We start from the raw sequence: 18,755 nt of genomic DNA, 5'->3' as shown, positions 1-18,755 counted from the left end.
CGAACGCGGTTCTTCGCGTGGGGGGCAGGGCAGGAGGCGCGGGGCGCGGAGCGGGGGGCGCGGAGCGAGGGGCGCGGCAGGAGGGGCGGGGCAGGAGCCTGCCACGCCGTCCGCCGCTACCCCTTCACGCCGCCGGCGCTCAGGCCCGACTGCCAGAACCGCTGCAGGAACAGGAACGCCACCACGAGCGGCAGGATCGACACGAACGACCCGGTCAGCACCGTCGAGAACAGCACCTGCGCCCCGCCGCCTCCGGTCGCCGCCTGCTGCCACTGCGCCAGACCGACCGTCGCCGGGAACAGGCTCGGGTCGTTCAGCATGATCAGCGGCAGGAAGTAGTTGTTCCAGGTCGAGACCAGCGCGAACAGCAGCACCGTGACGATGCCCGGGGCGAGCAGTCGTGACGAGATCGTCAGGAAGATCCGCAGCTCGCCGGCCCCGTCGATGCGCGCGGCCTCGAGCAGGCTGTCGTCGACGGCCTCGCTCGCGTAGACGCGCATCAGGTAGACGCCGAACGGGCTGACGAGCGACGGCAGGATGATCGCCCACGGGGTGTCGACCAGGTTCGCGGCGCTGAACAGCAGGTACGTCGGGATGGCGAGCGCCGTCAGCGGCACCATGACCGCCCCGAGGATCAGCCCGAAGACGAACGACCGACCCCTGAAGACGTACTTCGCCAGCGAGTACCCGCACATGGTGGCGAGCAGCGCCGCCCCCACCGAGCTGACCACGGCGTAGAGCACCGTGTTGCCCATCCACTGCAGGAAGATGCCGTCCTGGAAGGTGAACAGCTGCGCCACGTTGTCGCCGAGCGCGAAGCTGCGTCCGAGTGCCAGACCGAACGTGCTGAAGATGTCGCCGTTCGTCTTCGTCGCCTGGATCGCGAGCCAGACCAGCGGCAGCAGGAAGTACGCCAGCGTGATCCAGAGGATCACGGTCAGGATCGGCGTCTTGCGCTGGGAGCGCTCGACGCGACGTCGGGGGCGTCGCCGACCCGCGCCTCCTGCGCTCTGCAGTCGGCGGGCCGGACGATCGACGGCCGTGGCTCCGGCGGTGTCGACGGGTGCGGGTGCGATCGTCACGACAGTCGCTCCTTGCGTGAGGTGGCGAGCTGCACCACGTAGCTGATGATCATGATGAGGAACCCGAGCAGGAACGCGATGGCCGCCGCGTAGTTGACGTCCTGGTTGCGGAACGCGACGTTGTACGCGTAGAGGTTCGGCGTGAAGTCCGAGCCGATCGCGTTCGGGGCGATGCTGTAGAGCAGGTTCGGCTCGTTGAAGAGCTGGAACGACCCGATCACCGAGAAGATCACCGTCAGCAGGATCGCCGAGCGGATCGCGGGGATCTTGATGCTCCACGCCACCCGCCAGGGCCCGGCGCCGTCGATCTCGGCGGCCTCGTACATCTCGGTCGGCACGCTGCGGAGGGCCGCGTACAGCACGATCATGTTGTAGCCGATGAACTCCCAGCTGACGATGTTCATCGTGCTGCCGAGCACGTTCTGCGGCGACAGCAGGTCGGGGGCGGGCAGGCCGACACCGGTCAGCACCTGGGCGATCAGCCCCGACTCGCGGCCGTAGAGGTAGCCCCACATGAGCGTCGCGACGACGCCGGGCACGGCGTACGGCACGAAGATCGCGAGGCGGACGAACTTGCTGCCCGCGACGCGACCGGTGTCGAGCGCGAGGGCGACGAACAGGGCGATCACGAGCATGATCGGCACCTGCACGAACAGGAACAGCGCGACGCGCCCGAGACCGGCCCAGAAGCTCGGGTCGTTCAGGGCCCGCTCGTAGTTGGCGAGCCCCGAGAAGACCTGCCCTCCGACCAGCTGAGAGGTGAAGGTGCTGAGGTACCCGGCGTAGCCGAGCGGCACGAGGAACATCGCCGCGAAGACGAGCAGGAACGGGATCGCGAGCGCCCAGGCGGCGATCAGCTGGGGTCGGTGCAGCGTGCTGCGACGACGCGGGGTCGGCGTGCGGGCCGAGGAGGCGCGGGCCGAGGAGGCGCGGGTCGCGTCTCGACGAGCACTCGCGGAGGCGGGGGTGGGGGTGACGGAGGTGGACATCGGGGCTCCTTGCCGGGCCGGGGGCACCGTCCGCCGCCGCCGCCCGCCCGGAGGCGGGTCGACGTCGACGGACGGTGCCGTGAGCACTACTGGACGGTGAAGCCCTGCTGCTTCGCGTAGGCGGTGACGTCGTCCTGCCACGCCGTGAGGGCGGCGGACATGTCGTCGTGGTCGGCGATGGCCTTGCCGAGGGTGTCGTTGAAGCTCGAGTAGACGTAGTCCATGAACGGCAGCCACTGGAAGTCGGTGCTGACCGTGTCCGAGACGCCGGCGAAGAGCTCGTTGACCTTCTGGCCGCCGTAGAAGTCGCTGGCCGTGCCGGTGAACTCGCTGCTCGAGAGGGTGTCGGTCGTCGTCGGGAACAGGAACTGCTCGTTCGCGAAGGCGAGGGTCGACTCGGGGTCGCTGTTGAGGAACTTGCTGAACTCGGCGGCCACGATCGGGTTCTTCGTGCCCGTGATCACGGCGTCGGACGATCCGCCCCAGTTGCCCGAGACGTCGTCGCCGGCCTCCCACTGCGGGATCTTCGCGGCGGTCCACTTGCCGCTCGTGTTCGCGGCGGTGCCCTGCAGGAACACCGGGCCCCAGGCGGCGGTCTGCCAGCTGGCGTACTTGCCGGACGAGAAGCCCTGGTACCAGGAGTCCGTGAAGTCGGCGTCGGTCGAGACGAGGTCCTTGTCGATGAGGTCCTGCCAGAACGTGACGACCTTCTGCGTCTCGGCCGAGTCGAGGTCGATGCCGACGGTCTTGTCGCCGTCGTACGAGAACGGCTTGGCGCCGGCCTGCCAGAAGAGCCCGACGACCTGACCGGGGTCGTTGCCCGGCAGGTTCGACATGTACGAGCCGGTCTCGTCCTTCACGGTCTGCGCCTGCTCGGCGAACTCGTCCCAGGTGGCGGGCGGGGCGGTGATGCCGGCCTGCTCGTAGATGTCCGAGCGGTAGAGGTTGCCGAGCGGCCCGGAGTCCTGCGGCACCGACCAGACGCCGCTGTCGTCGGCGACCTGGTTCCAGACCCACTCGACGTACTTCGACTCCAGCTCCGCGCCTCCGTACGGGGTCAGGTCGACGAGGCTGTCCGTCTGACGGAACGACGGGATGTACTGGTACTCGATCTGCGCCACGTCGGGGGCGCCCTTGCCGGCCTTCAGAGCCGTGCGCAGCTTGGGGTACTGCACGGTGCCCGTGCCGACGTTGACGACGTCGACGGTGATCTTCGGGTACTTCGCCTCGAAGAGGTCGACCTCCTTCTGGATGTCGGGCACCCAGGTCCAGAAGGTGATGGTCGTCTCGGTGTCCATCGCCGCGTCGATGTCGGCCTGCGAGACCGGGGCGGTGGTCTCGCCGCCGCCACCGCCTCCTCCGCCGCCGGGGGCGCACGCGGTCAGCGCGAACGCCGACACGAGAGCCAGGGACACGAGCGCCTTTGCTGTGTTCTTCCGCTTCATGGTCTTCTCTTTCGGGGTGTGCGGCGTCTCGGGCGAGACGCCGGGTCAGGGGGTGGAGGTCGTGGCCACGTGCTCGAACACGTGGGCCGATCGGGGGGTGAGGGTCAGGGTGCGACCGGCCTCGAGCACGTCGCCGGTCTCGAGATCGCGGACGGCGCGGGGTGCGGTCACGGCGGCCTCGTGGGCCGACCAGTTCGACACGAAGGCCAGGTCGGGCCCGTCGGGGCGCGACCCGGTGGTGACGGTGACGGCGTCCGTCGCCGCCCAGTCGCGGGCCGCCGTCTGCGGCACGAGCCAGCGGGCGATGCTCCGCGACAGCTCGGGGTTCGGCACGGTGGCGACGTAGGTGACGCGACCGGCCCCGGAGGCGCGGGTCGTCATCACCGCGTCGGCCCCGATCTCGGTGGCCGGGAACCGCACCAGCACCTCGGCGTCGTCGACCTTCAGCACGTCGGCCCAGCGGGTGCCGGCCGAGCCGGGCTCGAGGGCGAGACCGTCGGCGGGGCCGGCGGTGAGGACCTCGAGGGGCTCGTCGAGGTTCGTGTACTCCTCGTACCAGACGCCCGCGGGGCCCGAGAGCCGGGCGGGGGCGACGTCGCGCCGCGCCCTCGCGAGCTGGTCGCCGTACGCGGTGCGGACGCCGAGCACGAGGTGACCCCCGGCCTCGGCGTAGGCGGAGAGCGCGTCGAGCGTCTCGTCGTCGACGACGTAGAGACCGGGCACGACGAGCACGGGGTGCTCGGCCGCCAGCGCCGCGGGATCGACGGTCATGGCGGCGACGAACTGCTCGACGTGCTGGATGCGCACCTGGGCGCCGGACTCGGCGAGGCCCCGGTAGTGCGAGTCGAACAGGTGCAGGTACGAGTCGGGGTCGGGGTCGCCGTTCGGCAGGGCCAGGGGCGGGTAGCCCTCGAACGACCACTTCGTGTCGGTGGACCAGAGCATGAGCACGTCGGCGGCCGGCGTGAATCCGTCCACCGCGCCTCCTACCGCCTCGAGCGTCGCACCGAGGGCCGCGACCTCGCGGTGGATGCGACCGGGTCGCTGGCTGTGCGGCAGCACGCCGCCCCAGTAGGTCTCGACGCCGAAGTGCAGCGTGTGCCAGTGCCAGTACTCGACCATTCGGGCGCCTCGGGCGACCAGGGCGAGCGCGGCCTGCTTGATCTGCCCGTCGAACGGCGGGTGGTTCTGCCACGGGCCGCCGATCGACTGCGCGTTGGTCTCGGTCACCAGGAACGACGACTGCGCCGACGAGAACGCCCGGTCGCCCCACTGGTGCAGGGCCCAGACGCCGGTGTGCCACCAGCCGGCCTCGCGGGGGATCTCGACGCCGCGGGTCAGACCGTCTTGCATCTTGTAATAGGGGTTGCCGGCGGTCACGTCGAGGCTCTTCACGAGCCGGTCGTCGGCGACCTGCGGGCGGGCGTACGAGATGCAAGTGGTGACGAACTGGTCGTCGCGGGCGTACTCGCGCACGACGTCGGCCTGCCAGGCGATCAGCTCGTCGGCGAGCTCGCCCTGGAACCGGCGCCACTCGAGGTCGTACTGCGGCTGCACGTTGCCGTCGGGGCGCCAGAGCTGCGACCACTCGGTGATGCGGTGCGACCAGTAGACGAGGCCCCACTCGTCGTTGAGGCTCTCGACCGTGCCGTAGCGGCGCTGCAGCCAGGCGACGAACCGCTGGAAGACCTGCTCGTTGCGGGGCAGCTCGTTGCCGGGCTCGTTGTCGACCTGCCAGCCGATCACGGCGGGGTGGTCGGCGTACCGGGCGGCGACGCGGCGGACGACGCGCTCGGCGTAGAAGCGGTAGGCGGGGTGGCTCTGGTCCATCTCCTGGCGGGCGCCCCAGCCGGCCCGGACCCCGGAGGTGCGCTCGGCCGCGATCTCGGGGTGCAGCACCTGCAGCCACGGCGGCACGGCGTAGGTGGGCGTGCCGAGCACGACCGAGATGCCGCGGGCGTGGGCGCCGTCGAGCACGGGCTGCAGCCAGTCGAGGTCGAACTCGCCCTCGCGGGGCTCCCACGTCGACCAGACCGACTCGCCCACGCGGATCACGGTGAAGCCGGCCTCGACCATCAGGTCGAGATCGCGATCGAGGGTGCCCGCCTGCTGGTACTCGGCGTAGTAGGCGGCCCCGAAGAGGACCCCGGAGTGGCGTGGTGCTGACGTCATCGTCGACCTGTCTGCTCGTGCGGATCGGCGTCGATCCGCGGATGCTGGCGTGCTGGTGGTGCATGATGGTCGGCCGATGTTGTCGATAACATCGGCGTTGATGAGGAAGCTAGTCGAGCCGCCGACGTCGCGCAAGTGGCAATCGAGTGGCGTGACCCGACCGTGATGCGGCGGTGGGTGCAGGGGCCGTCTGCGGCCAGCGGCGGGGCGTCTTCGGCCGGCGCGGGGCCGTCTACGGCCGGTGCCGAGGCGTCTGCGGCCGGTGCCGGTGGCTCAGACGCGGGGCGGAGCCGTGGAGGCGCGGGTCACCAACGCCGGCGTCGGCACGTGGATCACGGGGTCGGTCTCGCGCCCCTCGATACGGTCGATCAGGGAGGTGACGACGAGCACGCCCTCCTGCGCGAAGTCCAGGTCGACCGTCGTGAGCGGCGGGACCATGTAGCGCGCCTCCGGGGCGTCGTCGTTGCCGACGACGCTGACGTCGCCGGGCACGGAGACGCCGGCCTCGGCGAGCGCCGCGAGCAGACCCATCGCCATGGTGTCGTTCGCGACCGCGACGGCGGTGGCGCCTCCGTCGGGGGCACGACCCGCGCCTCCTCCGCTCTCGAGGGCGCCCTCGGCGAGCAGGAGGCGGGCCGCGGCGAAGCCCGACTCGGCCGACCAGTCCCCCGCGGTGCTCGCGACGACCTCGCCTCCCCCGGCCGTGAAGGCGGCGGTGAAGCCCTCCTGACGCTCCCGGGCGACGAGCCACTGCTCGGGCCCGGCGACGTAGGCGGCCCGGCGGTGGCCGAGCTCGATCAGATGCTCGGCGGCGACGCGACCGGCCCGGATGCCGAGCGACTCGCCGGTGCCGTCGACGACGAGACCGAAGTCGCGGCCCACGGGCATCGAGATGTCGCGCTGGGCGATGGCGGTGCGGGCGATCGCGGTCTGGGCCATGAGCACGAGCCCGGCGATCTGCTGACTGAGCACGAGATCGAGGGCTTCGCGGACGCTGCCCTCGTCGCTGCCGTCCATCGTGACGATGTCGGTGACGTAGCCGAGGTCGCGCGCGGCCTCGGTGGCGCTGGCGATCGTGCGGGCCGGGCCCGACAGGTGCATGTTGTCGGCGAGCAGGGCGATGCGGTTGGTGCGCTTCAGCCGGAGGAACCGCGCGGCGCTGTTCGGCCGGTACTCGAGCTCGGCGAGGGCCGACTCGACCTTGGCGCGGGTCTCGGGCCGGATCCCCTCGAAGCCGCGGAGGAACCGGCTGACCGTCTGATGCGACACCCCCGCACGGGCCGCCACGTCGTAGATCGTGGCGTCGGGCATGCCCCGAGGTTAGCCTGCGCCGAGACCCCAGGATGTCGCTGAGACCCCCGTGCGCGCGAAGGGGTCTCAGCCACTTCCCGGGGTCTCGCGGCCTACGCGATCAGCAGGCGCGACGACGCGCGAGCAGGCCGACCTCGGTCCGGCCCGGCGAGGGACGACCCGCGCCGCGCCTCCTCGTGATGTGCTGGCCTCATGCTCTCCGATCAGACCCTCCCGTGGATCATCGCCGCCGCACTGCTCGTCGTCGTCATCGCCGTCGTCGTGGTGCTGCTGGTGCTGCGACGCCGCCTCACGCAGGCCCGCAGGGCCGCCGACGAGCAGGCCCGCCAGGCCCGTGCCGAGCAGGACGCCCGCGACGCCCACCACGACACCCGCATGGCGCGCACGACCGCCGAGCACGCCCGCGAGAAGGAGGCCCTCGCCACCGAGCTCGGCACCGAGAACAAGCGGCTGGCCGACGAGAAGCAGGCCGCCCTCGACGAGGCCGAGCAGACCCGGGCCATGCTGTCGACGGGCCTGAAGTACGAGGCGACGTCGCGCGAGCTGATCGCCGCGGCCTGCCGTGCGGCCGGCGCGGACGTCGTGCTGCTGACCAACGTGGTGTTCGTGCCCGCCGCGAGCAGCGCCTCCGGCAGGTTCGTCGCGCAGGTCGACCACGTGCTGGTCGGCGAGACCGGGGCGATGGTGGTCGAGAACAAGGGCTGGCGCGGCATCGTGTTCGACGGTCGGCGTCCGAGCAGCGTGTTCCCGGCGTTCGGGGGGCTCTTCGACGAGAGCACGATGTCGCCGCCGTTCGCCCTGCAGGTGGTCGACGACTCGCCCACCGTGCTGACCGTGCGGTCGCACCTCGGCACGAAGTCGCCGGCGTCGCAGGTGCGGCGCCAGGCGAACAGGCTGTCCGACCGGGTGCACGAGTCGATCGACGCGAGGCTGTGGTTCGACACCTGCGTGCTGTACTCGCACCCGAAGGCGACCGTCTTCGCCGTCGATCAGGACCGCAGCGAAGGAGGCGCGGCCACGCAGATCGTGTCGACCCCGACCCAGCTCGAGGCCGTCGTGCGCGAGCTGATCTCGCGTCCGACCAAGAAGCTGTCTCAGGCGCGCGTCGAGGACGTCGCGGCGCTGCTCGCCTCGTACGGGGCCGACGTGCTCCGCTTCGGCGCGTTCGCCGAGGAGGCGCGGGTCGCGTCGGCCGCGTCGGCCGCGTCGGCCGCGTCGGCCCCGGCACCGACCCCCGAGCAGGCCCCGGCCATGACCTCGGACCCGGTCTCGGGCACGGCTTCGGACACGGCACCGGCCGCCGACACGGACACGGCCTCCGCTGAGGCCTCCGACCGGACCCAGGCGTAGGCCCGGCGTCTAGCCCGGCTGGTCCGCCTAGCCGAGCTGGACCAGCTGGCCTAGCTAGCCGAATTCGGCCAGCACCGCGGCGGCGACCCGGGCGACGAGCGCGTCGTCGTAGGCGACCTCGGGGTCGTTCTTCGTCGTCAGGACGGTGAGCACGATGGGGTCGCGGCCCGGGGGCGTGACGACGGCGACGTCGTTGCGGATGCCTCCCGCGCCTCCTGATTTGTCGACGACCGTCCAGCCCTCGGGCGCGCCGGCCCGGACGAGGGTGTCGCCGGTGGCGTTGCCGCTCGCCCAGTCGAGCAGGAGCGCGCGGTCGACGGGCGCCAGATTCTCTTCGCTGGCGAGGGCGGCGAGGTCGGCCGTGAAGGCGCCCGGGGTGGTCGTGTCGTCGGTGCTGCCGGGTTCGATCGTGTTGAGGTCGGGTTCGCGGTTCACGACCTCGGTGGTGCTGTCGCCGAGCTGCTCGAGGGCCTCGTCGAGCCCTGCGGGGCCGCCGATCCGGTCGAGCACGAGGTTGAGCGCGGTGTTGTCGCTCTGGCGCACGGCGGCCTCGGCCAGCGACGACAGACTCATGCCCTGGTCGACATACTGGCTGGTCACGGGTGAGTAGCCGGCGGCCGAGACGTCGGCGGCCGTCCAGGTGACGACCTCGTCGCGCTGATCGGCGGGCACCTGCTGGAGGAACGCCGCGGCCGCGAACACCTTGATGGTCGACGCGTAGCCGAACCGCTCGTCCGCCCGGTAGTCGAGGGTGGTGCCCGATCCGGTGTCGAGGGCGCTGACGCCGACGCGGGCGTCGAACTCGGTCTCGAGGGCGCCGAGCGCGGCCGAGGCGTCGGCGGTCGGCGCCGTGGTGGCCGTGGGTGCGGGCGTCGCGGATGCCGGAGCCGAGGAGGCGCGGGTCGCCTCCCCCGCATCGCCCTGCGTCGCCCCGGTGGTGCAGCCAGTCACCCCGGCGACGACGATCGCGGCGGAGGCGAGCACGGCGGCGGTCGGGGTCGCTGTTCGGCGTCTCATACCCGCCATGGTGCTACACGCCGCTCCCTCCCCGCCCACCCCGCATCCACCCCGCACCCCGCCACGCGTTCGACACCCCGCCACCGAATCCCGTGGCGTCGTGTCGAGTCGGTGGCGGCCAGCCGCCCCACGCCCCACCACCACGCCAGAAGATGGACACGACGCCACGCTTAAACCCGGCGTCGTGTCCACATCCCGGCGTCGTACCCGCCCACCGCCGCCGCGCCGCACCGCCGCAGCCGCGACACCCGTCAGGCGCCCTCGACCTCGTCGCTGACGAGCGACAGGTGGGTGCGCGAGTGCTCCCGCGCCGCGCCTCCTTCGCCTGCGGCGATCGCCCGTGCCGCGGCGAGGTGGGCGTCGAGCGTGCCGGCTGCCGGGACGGCCGGGGTCAGCCCGAGCTCGTGCCGCCCCTGCAGGATCTCGCGCACGGGGGCGGCGAGCTCGCCGTAGAGCACGTTGCCGCTGGCGACGAGCAGCAGCGTGTGGAACCGGATGTCGGCCGCGAGGTACTCCGCCGAGTCGCCGCGGGCGGCGCTGCCGAGGCGGTGCAGCTCGGTGGCGTGCTCCACCAGGGCGACGCGCTGGGCGTCCGAGGCGCGCACCGCCGCGAGCGCCGCGGCGGCCGGTTCGAGCGCCGCGCGCAGCTCCATCAGCTCGACGAGCTGCTGCCGGTGCAGGGGGCCGGCGAGGGTCCAGCGGATGAGCTGCACGTCGAGCACCCGCCAGTCGGCGCGCGGCAGCACGGTGATGCCGACGCGGCGGCGCGACTGCACCATGCTCAGCGATTCGAGCACGCGGACGGCCTCGCGCGCGGTGGTCCGCGAGACGCCGTAGTCGTGTTCGAGGCGGGCGAGCGTCAGCACCGCGCCGGGCTCCAGGCGGCCGGCCGCGATCGTGCCGCCGAGGGCGTGCAGCAGCTGCGCGTGTGCGCCCTCGCGGGCGGGTGGTGACGTCATCGTGACCATCCTGGCGTGCGCCTCCTGAGTCGATGGGGTTGCAAAAGTACTACTTTTGGTGGCAACCTACGGACACCGAGGAGGCGCGCGACAGACCCCTCGCAGACGCACCACCCGAAAGACCCCGAGCTCACACCCCGCAGCCGACAGGCGCACCGGATTCGACGGAGAACCCCACCATGGACGACTGGACCCAGACCCTCGACGCGGGACCTCTTCTCGCCATAGCAGCGGGGTCGATCGCACTGATCCTGATCCTGGTGATCAAGTTCAAGCTGCATGCCTTCCTCACGCTGGTCATCGTGGCCGCGCTCACCGCCCTCGTCACCGGCATCCCCACCGGCGCGATCGCCGATCTGCTCGTCACGAGCTTCGGCACGACGCTCGGCTCGGTCGCACTGCTCGTCGGACTCGGCGCGATGCTCGGCCGCCTCGTCGAGTCGTCGGGCGGCGCCCGGGTGCTGGCCGACCGCATGGTCGACGTCTTCGGCGAGAAGCGGGCGCCGTTCGCGCTCGGCCTCGCGTCGCTGATCATGGGGTTCCCGATCTTCTTCGACGCGGGCCTGATCGTCATGCTGCCGATCGTGTTCGCCGTCGCCCGCCGCATGGGCGGCAAGTCGATGCTGCTCTACGGCATCAGCGCCGCCGCGGCCTTCTCGGTGATGCACGTGTTCCTGCCGCCGCACCCGGGCCCCGTCTCGGCGACCGAGCTGCTCGGCGCCAACCTCGGCATCGTGCTGCTCGCCGGTCTCGTGATCGTGTTCCCCGTCTGGTACGTCTCGGGTTACCTGTGGGCCAAGGCCGTCAACAAGCGCATCCCGCTGCCCGTGCTCTCGCTCTTCGGCAGCGAGAAGGACGACGTCCAGGCCGCGAACCCGCCCAAGGCCAGCACCGTGATCGCCGTGCTCGCCGTGCCCCTCGTGCTCATCCTGCTCAACACGGGCCTCAGCTCGCTCGGCTCCGTCGGCATCGTCGACCCCGAGGCCGGCTGGGTCCAGGCCCTCGTCCTCGTCGGCACGAGCGGCATCGCGCTGCTCATCTCGGTGCTCGTCGCCGCCATCGTGCTCGGCCGTGCCCGCGGCGTCACCGGCAGCGCCCTCGAGAAGGTGCTCGACAGCGCGCTCGGCCCGATCTGCTCGGTCGTGCTGATCACCGGCGCCGGCGGCATGTTCGGCGGGGTGCTGCGCGCCTCGGGCATCGGCGACGCCCTCGCCGACGTGCTCGGCGACCTCGGTCTGCCGGTCATCGTGGCCGCGTGGGTCATCGCCGCGATCCTGCGACTCGCGCAGGGTTCGGCGACCGTCGCGCTGGTCACCGCCGCCGGCCTGGTGGCGCCCGCCGTCGCCCTCGCCGACCTCAACGCCGTCCAGCTCGCCGCCGTCGTGCTCGCCACCGCGGCCGGTTCGGTCTTCGCCGGTCACGTCAACGACTCGGGCTTCTGGCTCGTCGGTCGCCTGATGGGCATGGACGTCAAGACCACCCTCCGCGTCTGGACCCTGCAGCAGGCCATCGAGTCGGTGCTCGGCTTCGCCGCCGCACTGCTGGTGTTCGCGGTCGGCTCGCTGATCTGACCCGGCCCGTCGGGTCGACCGGACACTCCCGGTCGACCCGGCCCGCGCCTCCTGCGCCGCGCCTCCCGCGCCTCCCGCGCCTCCCGCCCCTCCCGTCGCACCCTCACGAAGGAGTCTCATGTCATCCCCGCTCTTCGACCTCACCGGGCGCCTGGCGCTCGTGACCGGCTCCTCCCGGGGGCTCGGCCGGTCGCTCGCCACCGCGCTGGCCGACTCCGGGGCGCGGGTGATCGTGCACGGACGCGACGAGTCCGCAGTCGATGCGACGCGGGACGCGATCGAGCAGTCGACGGGCACCCGTCCGGCGGCGGCCGTCTTCGACGTGACCGACGCGAAGGCCGTCGAGGAGGCGGTGGCCGGCATCGTCGCGGAGCACGGCGTCCCCGACATCCTCGTCAACAACGCCGGCGTGCAGAAGCGCGCGCCGTTCACCGAGTTCGCCGTCGAGGACTGGGACGCCGTCATGGCCACCAACCTGTCGAGCGTCTTCTACGTGTCCCGCTTCGTGGCGCCCGGCATGGTCGAGCGCGGCTCGGGCAAGATCATCAACATCGCGAGCGTCCAGTCGATGCTCGCGCGCCAGACCATCGCGCCGTACTCGGCGAGCAAGGGCGGCGTGGCGCAGCTGAGCCGCGGCATGGCCGCCGACCTCGCGCGGCACAACGTGCAGGTCAACACGCTCTCGCCCGGGTACTTCGCGACCGAGATGAACACGGCGCTCTGGCAGGACGAGACCTTCGACGCCTGGCTGCGCCAGCGGACGCCCGCGCAGCGCTGGGGCCGCATCGAAGAGCTTCAGGGCACGCTCATCTACCTGTCGTCGGCCGCGAGCGACTTCGTCTCAGGGCAGAACATCTTCGTCGACGGCGGCATGACCAGCGTCGTCTGAGCCGGGGCCGGGCTGCGGGCGGTCTCGCGCCGCGCCTCCTCGGCTCCTCCCCTGCTCCGTGCCCCCGCAGACCCCAGAGAGAACCAGCATGAAGACCATCCAGATCGATTCCGCCCATGTCCTGACCGAGCGTGAGGTGGCGACGCCCGAGCCAGCCGAGGGGGAGGTGCGGATCCGGGTCGACTACGTCGGCATCTGCGGGTCCGACCTGCACTACTACTTCGAGGGTGCCAACGGTGCGTTCGTCGTCGAGGAGCCTCTCGCCCCCGGCCACGAGCTCTCGGGCCGGGTCGACGCGGACCCGAGCGGGCGTCTCGCGCCGGGCACCCCGGTGACCGTGCACCCCGCCCGCTTCGGCGCGGACGAGCCCGGTCTCGAGAACGCTCCGCACCTGCGGCGCGGGGGGTCGTACCTCGGCAGCGCGTCGACGCATCCGCATACGCAGGGGGCGCTGAGCGAGTACCTCGTGGTCGACGCCGGCATGATCCGCGTGCTGCCCGAGGGTCTGCCGCTGCAGCGTGCGGCGCTGGCCGAGCCGCTGGCGGTGGGGCTGCATGCTCTGACCCGCGTCGGTGATGTGACGGGCGCGCGGGTGCTCGTCTCGGGTGCCGGGCCGATCGGTCTGCTCGCGGCGGCGGCGGCGAAGGCCCGCGGTGCGGCGAGCGTGACCGTGGTCGACCTGCTGCCGGGGCCGCTGAGCCGGGCGCTGGCGATCGGCGCCGACGAGGCCCTGCGACTCGGGGTCGACGAGGTGCCGGCGGACTCGTTCGACGTGGTGCTCGAGTGCTCGGGTGCGGCGAAGGCGGTCAGCGCGGCGTTCGTCGCCGCACGCCGTCAGGGCACGGTGGCGCAGGTCGGCATGATGCCGAACGAGGAGCGCCCGGTGAACCTGGCGCCGGCCATCTCGAAGGAGCTGTCGGTGCTCGGGGTGTTCCGCTTCGTCGACGAGATCGACGAGGCCGTGCGGATCCTGGCGGCGACGCCCTCGCTCGAGGCGGTCGTGACGCACGTGATCGGCACCGATGCCGCCGAGCACGCGTTCGACGTGGCGAAGGACTCATCGGTGAGCGGCAAGGTGCTGCTCGCCGCCTGGCCCGAGTAGGGCTGCCGCGCGGCGCGCCAGCGCCGGGGCGCCGCCTAGGCGTCGCGCAGCAGGCGCGCGTGCAGCTCGTCGACGCGGCTGCGGATGTCGTCGCGCACCAGCCGCATGCGCTCCATCCCCTCGATGCCGCGGAGCGACGGCTCGTCGGTGATCCACGTCTCGACGGGGGTGCCGGCGGCGTCCTCGACCCGCGCCTCCTCGCCGAGGACGACGATCAGGTCGGCGTCGCGCACCATCTCGTCGGTGATCGCCTTGGGCTGTTCGCCGTCGAGCGAGATGCCGAGCTCGCCGAGCGACTCGACCGACTGGGCGTTGAGTGCGCTGCCCGGTGCGGTGCCGGCCGACGCGACGTGCACGGCGTCGCCGGCGACGTGTCGCATGAGGCCGGCGGCCATCTGCGACTTGCCGCCGTTCTTCCGGCAGACGAACAGGACCGAGGGAGCCGTCGAAGTCATGCGCTCACAATAGGCCGCAGCCCCCGAGGAGGCGCGCCCCGCCTCCCCCAGGACCCGCCCCGTCCACGAGTCGAGACACGCCGCGCCTCCCCTGCTCCCCGCGGCGAGTCGTGACTCCTCGACCTTCAGCCCGAGGCGCGCCCGCTCGCGGCGAGCGCGGCGGCCTCCACCCGGTCGTGGTGGCTGCGCCACCCGGCCCCGTCGCGCTCCGGCACGTTCGGGTCGCTCGCGCCGTTGCCGAGGCGCCCGTCGACGAGCTCGCGGAGGAGGTCGGCGTGCCCTGCGTGACGCGCGGTCTCGACGCAGAGGTGCACGAGGATCGAGTGCAGCGTGACGTCGCGCCGACCCTCCGGCCACCACGGCACCAGGCCGGGCGAGTCGAGGTCGAGGGCGGCGACGGTCGCGTCGGCGTGGGTGGCGGAGTAGTGGGCGAACTCGACCACCGCCTCCTTCGTCTCGTCGGCGGTGGCCCAGAGGTCGGCTTCGGGTTCGCTCGTGTCGGAGAGCCAGGGGACGTCGCGGCCGGCGGGGCGCCCCATGACCTCGCCGAGATAGCCGAGCTGGACGCTGGCGACGTGCTTGACGAGGCCGAGGAGGTTGGTGCCGCTGGGTACGAGCGGGCGGCGGATGTCGTACTCGCCGAGTCCGTCGAGCTTGCCGAGCAGGTCGGCGCGCTGTTTCGAGAGGTAGCGCTGCAGGGTCTCTTTCTCGTCCATGCGCCCAGAGTGGCCCCATCCGGGCCCGCGCACCAGCGCCGCCGCGCCTCGGGGCTCGCGCCCCGAGCCCCGAGCCCCGGGCCCCGAGCCCCGAGCCCCGAGGCCCGCACCTCGAGGAGTCAAGACACGCCGCGCCTCCCCCACTCCCCGCGGTGAGTCGTGCCTACTCGACGCGGTCAGGCGGCGGCTGAGGAGCACCGAGCCCGACTCGCTCTACCCGCCACCGACTCGACACCCCGCCACCGGAGCGCGTGGCGGCGTGTCGAACTCGTGGCGGGCTGGCGCCGCCCGCCCGCCACCGCGCCAGGAGATGGACACGACGCCAGCCTTAAACCCGGCGTCATGTCCACAACCCGGCGCCGTGGCCCGCCCCGCGTGCCAGGATCGACCAGACGCCGCGGTCGGCGGCGTCGCCGACGTGAGGATGCGCGCATGACCGTGACGGACGAGCTGGTGCACGTGGTCCTGGTCGAGTGGGCCGACGGGGCGCCGACCGATGTGGCCGAGCAGGCGTCGCGCCTCTCGCGCGAGCACCTCCCCCGCATCGACGGCGTCCTCTCCGTGTCGAGCGGCGAGAGCGTCGGCGGCGAGGGCCTCGAGGCCGGGTTCGACTGGATGCTCGTCGTGCGGTTCCGCGACCGGGCCGCGCTCGACGGCTATCTGCCGCACCCGTCGCATCAGCCGGTGTCGGCGTACCTGCGCGACGCGTCGGCGCGGGTGGTCGTGTTCGACATCGCGGCGTAGCGTCGTCGACCCGCGGTGCCCCAGCCCAGGAGGCGCAGGTCGCGCCTCCCCCACGGGTGCATGACCCCGCGCGCCGCCTCGCCGGCCTGACAGGATGGGAGGGGTGCGGCGTCCACCGCCGCCCGCTCCGGGGGACCACGAATGCCAGACCTGACGCGAGAAGAACTGGTCGCGCTGCGCGACGCTGAGAAGCTGCGCCTGAAGATCTTCGAGAATCACAGCAACGTGATGGACACGGTCGTCGTGACCGGTGACGACTACGTCGGCTACCGCGTGTGGGCGACCGACGAGCGAGCCGCGGTCTGGGGTGGGACGAGCCTCTACGCGTTCGAGTCCGCTGCCCTGAAGGACGCGCTCACGCGAGCGCGAGCGGGTCGATGGCTCGACTTCTGGCGACTCAGACGCGGGGTCGACCGACGAGCCGAGTCGTTCGCCGAGCGAGGCGGCGCACTCGAGGCGGGTCTCCGCGGGACCCTGCTCCGCCCGAACGCCGACTGGCTCGAGAACGACAGCGGCCCGACGTTCTACGACGTGTTCACCTCCCCCGCCACCGACGAGCACGGCTTCCTCACCGACCACATCGGCGTCCTCCTGTGTTCGCGCGTCGGGGACTGGACGGCCACCACACCCCGTGAGGTCGACTACGGCCGCTTCCCCACGCGAGACGAGGCCCTCGCCGCCCTGCTCGATGCCGCCGGCGGGTCTCCGTGACCCATCGGCGCCCCGGCCCACTCCGACCACCGAGGGAGCGACCCCGTGAAGACCGACACGCAGGCGACCTGCGTCATCGACGGCGCCCGCATCGAGACGCAGCTCGGCCGCGCCTACCGCGGCGCCCCGCTCGTCGAGTGGGCGAGCGTCACGAAGACGGTCACGGCGGCGACCATGCTCATCGTCCTGCAGGAGGCGCGGGTCGACGAACGCACGCCGGTCTCGGAACTGGCGCCGCACCTCCTGATCGCGGGCACGTTCTCGGTCGGTGATCTGATCGATCACACGTCGGGTCTGCCGCGGGTGCATCCCGGGATGTCGAGCGGGCTCGTCGGCGATCCGTATGCGAGGGCCGATCGGGCGACCGTCTTCGAGTGCCTGTCGACCGACGCCGCCCCCGGCGGGCGACCGAGGGAGTACTCGAACCTCGGCTACGCCCTGCTCGGCGAGGTCATCGAGACGATGACGGGTACGAGCTGGTTCGACGCGTGCACCGAGCGGGTGCTGGCGCCGGCCGGAGTCACCACCGCCACCATCGACCCCGACCCGGGCGACCGCGTCGTGCTGACCGGCTGGCGGGGCAAGGTGCGCGAGCCCTGGAGCATCTCGCGGACCCCCTATGTCGCCGCGGGCGGTCTGTGGTCGACCGTCGACGATCTCGCCCGCCACGGTGCGAGCGCCCGTTCGACCAACCCGGGCCTCAGGGGTTGGGAGCACCGCGACGGTCTCGTCTGGCACAGCGGGCAGACCCGAGACAGCGGCGCCTGCCTCGTCGTCACCGGAGAGGGCGCGATCGCCGTCCACACCCTGGGGCGTCGCCCCTACGCCGCCGACAAGATCGCCGTGAGCCTCCTCGGCCCCGAGGCCGGCACCGACGCCGAGGTGCGGCGATCGTGACCGAGCCCGCGAGCGCCGCTCTCGACGCGCGGCTCGATCAGCAGCGAGACCCCGCGCGCGGGCGGACGCGTCGTCTGGTCGCCGGGTTGATCGGGAGCCTGCTGACGGGAGACGGGGCCGCTGCGACCGGGGGCATCGACCTGGTCGTGACGCGGCGGGACACGGGCCGCGAGGTCCTCCGCACCGGGGCGGGCACGCTCGAGGAGGCCGATCAGCTCCTCGCCACGGTGCGGAACGACCTCGAGACCAAGAGCGTCGCCGAGTTCGCTCGCGAGTGGCGCCTCCTCGATTCCTGAGCCTCAGGGCCCCTCACCCTCGACCCCAGCCGAGGAGGCGCGGGTCGCCCCCCGAGCCGATCGAAGTGCCCCGAAACGCGCCCCAACCCACCTCACCCCCCGCATTGAGTCACCTAGATGACTCGTCCTCCCCTACGGCACGGACGGCCTCGCTGATGGTGCTGCCCGGATGGGCCCGGCGATACGCCCGGACGGCCTCGGAGTCGGCGGCGGCGGCGACCTTGCCTGAGCTGCGCGTGACCGGGCGCCCGAGGATGCTCGTGCCCGTCAGGAACGCCGACCCCAGTGCGGCGACGATCAGGAGCATCCCGATGGTGCGGTCACCCGTGAAGAAGACGACGAGGGCGATCGCCGTCAGCGCGACGGGGGCGAGGGCGCGCAGCCACGTCGTCATGAGAGCCGCCCCCGATCGATGAGGCGGTGGGTCCGGGTAGAAGTCATCGGTCTGCATCCTCCGCGGTCGGTCTCCTCGGGCGAGCGGCTCACGCCCCTCACCGTCCTCGAGCTTCGGGTGACGGTATCGCCGAGAGGGGCGCGCAGTAGATGAGGGCGTCCCAGTCGTTCTCGAGGGTGCACTCGATGGGTACGTCTCGGCCGTCGACGGTCAGGGCCTCGTCCTGGAAGCCGCCGCCGGTATGTCCGCCCGGGTCTCGGAAGGTGAAGACGTGTGATTCGTCGGCCGAGGTGCATTGGAAGGGCCTCTGATTGCGCCACCCGTCGATCCGCACGCATTCGCCGAGAGGGTGCGTCTCGAGGTTCTCGTCGAGGTACTCCCACGATCCCGGGCGGCCGTCGTCGGTCTCGAAGATGCTGTGGGGTGTCGATTCGGCGATCTCTTGGGGGAAGTCGGGTTCGTTCCAGATCAGCATCGCCACGAAGAAGAGGCCCATGCCCCCGACGACCACGAGCAGGAAGATCCCCATCGTCTTGAGGTCGCGCTTCTGCCGAGCAGTCAGCGGCTCGATCGGCTTCGGTGGCCGCTTCGGCTTCGACACGTTCCTCCTCCATCACGGTGACGGCGCACACGACACCTCTGCGGCTCGCGCGCC

At 72.0% G+C, this 18,755-nt stretch carries 19 protein-coding genes; 8 read left to right on the top strand and 11 right to left on the bottom strand.

Features of this window, described 5'->3' with window-relative positions:
• Positions 1-116: 116 nt before the first annotated feature.
• From IFT51_RS11680 to IFT51_RS11660, 5 genes are all read right to left on the bottom strand, one after another.
• The gene (locus IFT51_RS11680) at positions 117-1,082 is read right to left on the bottom strand and encodes a carbohydrate ABC transporter permease (protein WP_371740773.1); all 966 of its coding nucleotides are present in this window, start codon (positions 1,080-1,082) and stop codon (positions 117-119) included.
• On the bottom strand, positions 1,079-2,071 hold the full coding sequence (locus IFT51_RS11675; protein ID WP_192061247.1) for a carbohydrate ABC transporter permease: 993 nt from the start codon (positions 2,069-2,071) through the stop codon (positions 1,079-1,081). The genes IFT51_RS11680 and IFT51_RS11675 overlap by 4 nt, the downstream gene beginning before the upstream one ends.
• 86 nt (positions 2,072-2,157) lie before the next feature.
• On the bottom strand, positions 2,158-3,516 hold the full coding sequence (locus tag IFT51_RS11670) for an ABC transporter substrate-binding protein (protein WP_192061246.1): 1,359 nt from the start codon (positions 3,514-3,516) through the stop codon (positions 2,158-2,160).
• Between the two features lie 45 nt (positions 3,517-3,561).
• The gene (locus IFT51_RS11665) at positions 3,562-5,688 is read right to left on the bottom strand and encodes a beta-galactosidase (protein ID WP_192061245.1); all 2,127 of its coding nucleotides are present in this window, start codon (positions 5,686-5,688) and stop codon (positions 3,562-3,564) included.
• A 273-nt stretch (positions 5,689-5,961) separates the two neighbouring features.
• Positions 5,962-6,999, bottom strand: a complete 1,038-nt coding sequence (locus tag IFT51_RS11660) for a LacI family DNA-binding transcriptional regulator (protein WP_192061244.1) — start codon at positions 6,997-6,999, stop codon at positions 5,962-5,964.
• Between the two features lie 192 nt (positions 7,000-7,191).
• On the opposite strand from IFT51_RS11660, the gene IFT51_RS11655 reads away from it, so the two are divergent.
• Positions 7,192-8,349, top strand: a complete 1,158-nt coding sequence (locus IFT51_RS11655; RefSeq protein ID WP_192061243.1) for a nuclease-related domain-containing protein — start codon at positions 7,192-7,194, stop codon at positions 8,347-8,349.
• A gap of 54 nt (positions 8,350-8,403) precedes the next feature.
• On the opposite strand, the gene bla is transcribed toward IFT51_RS11655, so the two are convergent.
• Both bla and IFT51_RS11645 read right to left on the bottom strand, forming a co-directional pair.
• Positions 8,404-9,366 carry a class A beta-lactamase gene (gene bla / locus IFT51_RS11650; RefSeq protein ID WP_192061242.1) on the bottom strand — a complete coding sequence of 321 codons (963 nt, stop codon included), beginning with the start codon at positions 9,364-9,366 and terminating at the stop codon, positions 8,404-8,406.
• 251 nt (positions 9,367-9,617) lie between these two features.
• Positions 9,618-10,325, bottom strand: a complete 708-nt coding sequence (locus IFT51_RS11645; protein ID WP_244637235.1) for a FadR/GntR family transcriptional regulator — start codon at positions 10,323-10,325, stop codon at positions 9,618-9,620.
• A gap of 179 nt (positions 10,326-10,504) precedes the next feature.
• Between IFT51_RS11645 and IFT51_RS11640 the strand changes: the two genes are divergently transcribed.
• The 3 genes from IFT51_RS11640 to IFT51_RS11630 all read left to right on the top strand — a co-directional run bounded on the left by IFT51_RS11640 (position 10,505) and on the right by IFT51_RS11630 (position 13,887).
• On the top strand, positions 10,505-11,896 hold the full coding sequence (locus tag IFT51_RS11640) for a GntP family permease (protein ID WP_192061240.1): 1,392 nt from the start codon (positions 10,505-10,507) through the stop codon (positions 11,894-11,896).
• 118 nt (positions 11,897-12,014) lie between these two features.
• A complete protein-coding gene (locus tag IFT51_RS11635; RefSeq protein ID WP_192061239.1) occupies positions 12,015-12,785 on the top strand; it encodes an SDR family oxidoreductase in 771 nt (256 codons plus the stop codon).
• Between the two features lie 88 nt (positions 12,786-12,873).
• The gene (locus IFT51_RS11630; RefSeq protein WP_192061238.1) at positions 12,874-13,887 is read left to right on the top strand and encodes a zinc-binding dehydrogenase; all 1,014 of its coding nucleotides are present in this window, start codon (positions 12,874-12,876) and stop codon (positions 13,885-13,887) included.
• Between the two features lie 35 nt (positions 13,888-13,922).
• Here the strand turns inward: IFT51_RS11630 and IFT51_RS11625 are convergent, their stop codons facing one another.
• Together IFT51_RS11625 and IFT51_RS11620 are read right to left on the bottom strand one after the other, a co-directional pair.
• A complete protein-coding gene (locus IFT51_RS11625) occupies positions 13,923-14,342 on the bottom strand; it encodes a low molecular weight phosphatase family protein (protein ID WP_192061237.1) in 420 nt (139 codons plus the stop codon).
• A gap of 125 nt (positions 14,343-14,467) precedes the next feature.
• Complete coding sequence (locus IFT51_RS11620; protein WP_192061236.1) at positions 14,468-15,058, bottom strand: DinB family protein; 591 nt, start codon at positions 15,056-15,058, stop codon at positions 14,468-14,470.
• 432 nt (positions 15,059-15,490) lie between these two features.
• On the opposite strand from IFT51_RS11620, the gene IFT51_RS11615 reads away from it, so the two are divergent.
• The 4 genes from IFT51_RS11615 to IFT51_RS11600 all read left to right on the top strand — a co-directional run bounded on the left by IFT51_RS11615 (position 15,491) and on the right by IFT51_RS11600 (position 17,706).
• Positions 15,491-15,802 (top strand): Dabb family protein, encoded by a 312-nt coding sequence (locus IFT51_RS11615; protein ID WP_192061235.1) that lies wholly within the window; start codon positions 15,491-15,493, stop codon positions 15,800-15,802.
• A gap of 141 nt (positions 15,803-15,943) precedes the next feature.
• A complete protein-coding gene (locus tag IFT51_RS11610) occupies positions 15,944-16,513 on the top strand; it encodes a hypothetical protein (RefSeq protein WP_192061234.1) in 570 nt (189 codons plus the stop codon).
• A 45-nt stretch (positions 16,514-16,558) separates the two neighbouring features.
• Positions 16,559-17,410 (top strand): serine hydrolase domain-containing protein, encoded by an 852-nt coding sequence (locus tag IFT51_RS11605; RefSeq protein ID WP_192061233.1) that lies wholly within the window; start codon positions 16,559-16,561, stop codon positions 17,408-17,410.
• Positions 17,407-17,706 carry a hypothetical protein gene (locus IFT51_RS11600; RefSeq protein WP_192061232.1) on the top strand — a complete coding sequence of 100 codons (300 nt, stop codon included), beginning with the start codon at positions 17,407-17,409 and terminating at the stop codon, positions 17,704-17,706. Before IFT51_RS11605 ends, IFT51_RS11600 begins: the two co-directional genes overlap by 4 nt.
• A 109-nt stretch (positions 17,707-17,815) precedes the next feature.
• Here IFT51_RS11600 and IFT51_RS11595 read toward each other — a convergent pair whose 3' ends face one another.
• Positions 17,816-18,100, bottom strand: a complete 285-nt coding sequence (locus tag IFT51_RS11595; RefSeq protein WP_192061231.1) for a hypothetical protein — start codon at positions 18,098-18,100, stop codon at positions 17,816-17,818.
• Between the two features lie 97 nt (positions 18,101-18,197).
• Positions 18,198-18,701 (bottom strand): hypothetical protein, encoded by a 504-nt coding sequence (locus tag IFT51_RS11590; protein ID WP_192061230.1) that lies wholly within the window; start codon positions 18,699-18,701, stop codon positions 18,198-18,200.
• Positions 18,702-18,755: the final 54 nt, after the last annotated feature.

Source organism: Frigoribacterium sp. CFBP 13712, from assembly GCF_014842255.1.
In the GTDB taxonomy this organism is placed as follows: Bacteria; Actinomycetota; Actinomycetes; order Actinomycetales; family Microbacteriaceae; genus Frigoribacterium.
This window is presented reverse-complemented; position numbering and strand designations above follow the sequence as displayed.

Coding starts and splice junctions, on each gene's coding strand:
- IFT51_RS11645 (WP_244637235.1), bottom strand. CDS start 10,325: ATGACGTCACCACCCGCCCGCGAGGGCGCACACGCGCAGCTGCTGCAC.
- IFT51_RS11670 (WP_192061246.1), bottom strand. CDS start 3,516: ATGAAGCGGAAGAACACAGCAAAGGCGCTCGTGTCCCTGGCTCTCGTG.
- IFT51_RS11595 (WP_192061231.1), bottom strand. CDS start 18,100: ATGACGACGTGGCTGCGCGCCCTCGCCCCCGTCGCGCTGACGGCGATC.
- IFT51_RS11675 (WP_192061247.1), bottom strand. CDS start 2,071: ATGTCCACCTCCGTCACCCCCACCCCCGCCTCCGCGAGTGCTCGTCGA.
- IFT51_RS11660 (WP_192061244.1), bottom strand. CDS start 6,999: ATGCCCGACGCCACGATCTACGACGTGGCGGCCCGTGCGGGGGTGTCG.
- IFT51_RS11610 (WP_192061234.1), top strand. CDS start 15,944: ATGCCAGACCTGACGCGAGAAGAACTGGTCGCGCTGCGCGACGCTGAG.
- IFT51_RS11640 (WP_192061240.1), top strand. CDS start 10,505: ATGGACGACTGGACCCAGACCCTCGACGCGGGACCTCTTCTCGCCATA.
- IFT51_RS11635 (WP_192061239.1), top strand. CDS start 12,015: ATGTCATCCCCGCTCTTCGACCTCACCGGGCGCCTGGCGCTCGTGACC.
- IFT51_RS11630 (WP_192061238.1), top strand. CDS start 12,874: ATGAAGACCATCCAGATCGATTCCGCCCATGTCCTGACCGAGCGTGAG.
- IFT51_RS11625 (WP_192061237.1), bottom strand. CDS start 14,342: ATGACTTCGACGGCTCCCTCGGTCCTGTTCGTCTGCCGGAAGAACGGC.
- IFT51_RS11655 (WP_192061243.1), top strand. CDS start 7,192: ATGCTCTCCGATCAGACCCTCCCGTGGATCATCGCCGCCGCACTGCTC.
- IFT51_RS11615 (WP_192061235.1), top strand. CDS start 15,491: ATGACCGTGACGGACGAGCTGGTGCACGTGGTCCTGGTCGAGTGGGCC.
- IFT51_RS11620 (WP_192061236.1), bottom strand. CDS start 15,058: ATGGACGAGAAAGAGACCCTGCAGCGCTACCTCTCGAAACAGCGCGCC.
- bla (WP_192061242.1), bottom strand. CDS start 9,366: ATGAGACGCCGAACAGCGACCCCGACCGCCGCCGTGCTCGCCTCCGCC.
- IFT51_RS11665 (WP_192061245.1), bottom strand. CDS start 5,688: ATGACGTCAGCACCACGCCACTCCGGGGTCCTCTTCGGGGCCGCCTAC.